Origin of the sequence: Kitasatospora sp. NPDC005856 (genome assembly GCF_040629945.1) — a bacterium.
Taxonomy (GTDB): domain Bacteria; phylum Actinomycetota; class Actinomycetes; order Streptomycetales; family Streptomycetaceae; genus Kitasatospora.
On the sequence record NZ_JBEXWT010000170.1, the window covers coordinates 5,400 to 7,946 of the forward strand.

The 2,547-nt window shown below is 73.7% G+C and carries 1 protein-coding gene and 1 pseudogene; one reads left to right on the forward strand and one right to left on the reverse strand.

Annotated elements, in window-relative coordinates; all coding sequences use genetic code 11:
* Nucleotides 1-128: 128 nt before the first annotated feature.
* On the reverse strand, nt 129-2,006 hold the full coding sequence (locus tag ABZ449_RS41275) for an amidohydrolase (protein WP_360357095.1): 1,878 nt from the start codon (nt 2,004-2,006) through the stop codon (nt 129-131).
* 321 nt (nt 2,007-2,327) lie between these two features.
* On the opposite strand from ABZ449_RS41275, the pseudogene ABZ449_RS41280 reads away from it, so the two are divergent.
* Nucleotides 2,328-2,547 (forward strand): annotated as a pseudogene (locus ABZ449_RS41280) (hydrolase); the annotation flags it as partial.

A 2,547-nucleotide genomic window follows, 5' to 3' on the forward strand; every position in this document is an offset into this window, starting at 1 on the left:
GGGCGGGGGGGGGGGGGTGGTGGTCCGGGGGGGCCCCGGGGGGGTGGGGGGGGGGGGGGGGGGGGGCGCCGCCCGGGCCTCGACGACGGGCCCGGGCGGCGCTTCCCCGCAACGGAACTGACGTAGCGTCAGAAGAAGCAGGGGTCCATCGGCACCTGGGACTGCCCGGGGAGGGCGAGGCCGCGGGCCGTGCGCCAGGCCTGCTGCTCGCCGGAGGCCGCCACGGCCTCCAGGACGCCCTCGGCCTGGTGGACGCCGGCCAGGCCGGGCGCCGGGGTGGCGTGGTAGCCGCCGAAGCGGGTGACCGGGCTCCAGGACGGCGACACCTCCGGCAGCTCCGGGGCCAGGCCCTGGTGCTCCGCGGTGGCGTGGACGATGCGGCCGCCGACGACGGTCAGCACGGACTCGATGTGCGGGATGTCCGCCTCGGGCACCGTGAAGTAGTCGGCGCTCAGCAGCGCGAGGTCGGCGTAACTTCCGACTGTCAGACGGCCCTTGACGTCCTGCTCGCCGGTGAGGCGGGCACCGCCGAGGGTGTAGAGCTCCAGGGCCTGCTCGCGGCCGAGGCGGTTGTGCTCGGCCGCGAGGCGCCGCCCGGAGACGGCCCGCCCGGAGACCAGCCAGTGCAGGGCGACCCACGGGTTGTAGGAGGAGACGCGGGTGGCGTCGGTGCCCGCGGCGACGGTCAGACCGCGGTCGAGCATCGCGCGCAGCGGGGGCGCCTCGGCGGCGGCGGGGGCTCCGTAGCGGGAGACGAAGGCCTCGCCCTGGAAGGAGAGCCGGTTCTGGACGGAGACGGCGCCGCCGAGGGCGGCGATGCGGTCGAGGCTGTCGGGGCTGACGGTCTCGGCGTGGTCGAAGAGCCAGCGGTTGCCCTGGGGGAAGAGGCCTTCGGCGGCGAGCTTCTCGAAGACGGCGAGGTCGCGGCGGATGGTCTCGTCGTAGGTGGCGTGCAGGCGGAAGCCCCAGCCGTTCTCCATGAGCAGCCGGACGGCCTTCTCGAACTCGCTCTCGTAGGCGCCCAGTTGCGGCCGGGGCTCGGTGAAGTTCTCGAAGTCGGCGGCGGCCCAGGTGAGGTTCTCCCCCGCGCCGTTGAGGCGCAGCCACTCGTCACCCTCGCCGGGGCGGACGGTCTCGACCCAGCGGGTGAGGTCGTCGAGCTCCTGGCCGGCGGTCTGCGGGAACAGGTGGTAGGCGATGCGCAGGCTCAGCTCGCCGCGGCGGGCGAGCTCCATGACGGTGCCGTAGTTCTCGGGGAAGCTCTGGAAGCCGCCGGCGGCGTCGATCGCGGAGGTGAGGCCGAAGCGGTTGAGTTCGCGCAGGAAGTGGCGGGTGGAGCCGATGCGGTCGGCCTCGTCGAGCGTGGGGGCCTTGGCGAGGGTCGAGTAGAGGAGCAGGGCACCGGGGGCGGCGATCAGCAGGCCGGTGGGCTCGCCGTCGTGTCCGCGCACGATCTGGCCGCCGGCCGGGTCGGGGGTGTCCCGGGTGAAGCCGGCCGCGCGCAGGGCCGCCTTGTTGAGCAGGGCCGACTGGTAGAGGTGCAGGACGAAGACGGGGGTGTCGGGGGCCGCGGCGTTGAGCTCGGCCAGGGTCGGCAGGCGCCGCTCGGCGAACTGGTCGGCCGACCAGCCGCCGACCACCCGCACCCACTGGCCGGGCGGGGTGCGCTCGGCCTGCAGGCGCAGCATCGCCAGGGCCTCGCGCAGCGTCGGGACGCCGTCCCAGCGCAGCTCCAGCACGTAGTTGAGGCCGCCGCGGATGACGTGCAGGTGCGCGTCGTTCAGCCCCGGCACGACCCGGCGCCCGAGCGCGTCGACCACCCGGGTGCCGGGGCCGACCAGCGGCACGACGTCCGCGTCGTCGCCGACCGCCTGGATCAGACCGTCGCGCATCGCCACGGCCGTGGCCTGCGGGCGGCGCGGATCGTTGGTGAACACCTTGGCGTTGCGTACGACGAGGTCGGCGGGCTGCTCGGGAGTGCCGGGACGGACCCCGGCAACGGGCATGGTGGACAAGGGAAGTCCCTTCCTTCGGTGGTGTTTCGGCGCGGGGCCTCCCAGCGAACGTAGACAGCCGACGGCGGGCCGGGTTCTCCGCAGCGCATCGCCAGTTGCCTGGCAGCGCACTTCGGCGCCGCCGCCGGCTCGGTGAGCGTGGCCGTGGTCGGCGGTGCGTTGTGGGAACAGTCCCGGGCGCCCAGCGAGCAGAACCTTCCGTCCGGAGCGGGCTAATGTCGTCGACGTGACCCCCGCCGATCCGGCCGGGCGTCCGACGCAGTGTCAACTACCTGCGCAACTCCCCGCATTCACGAACACAGAGGAACCATCATGGTTGACTTCGCGAACGTCCACGCCGCTCCGAGCCCGGACCTGCTGACCCCGGACAACGCGATGATGCTCTTCGTCGACCACCAGCCGCAGATGTTCTTCGGCACCGGCAGCGGCGACCGCACCGCCATCATCAACGCCACCGTCGGCCTGGCCAAGGCCGCCAAGGTCTTCGACGTCCCGGTGGTGCTCTCCACCGTCGCCGCCGAGTCCTTCTCCG

What these genes read in the sequence shown, in the direction of transcription:
- ABZ449_RS41275 (WP_360357095.1), bottom strand. Translation starts at nt 2,006, where the DNA reads ATGCCCGTTGCCGGGGTCCGTCCCGGCACTCCCGAGCAGCCCGCCGAC.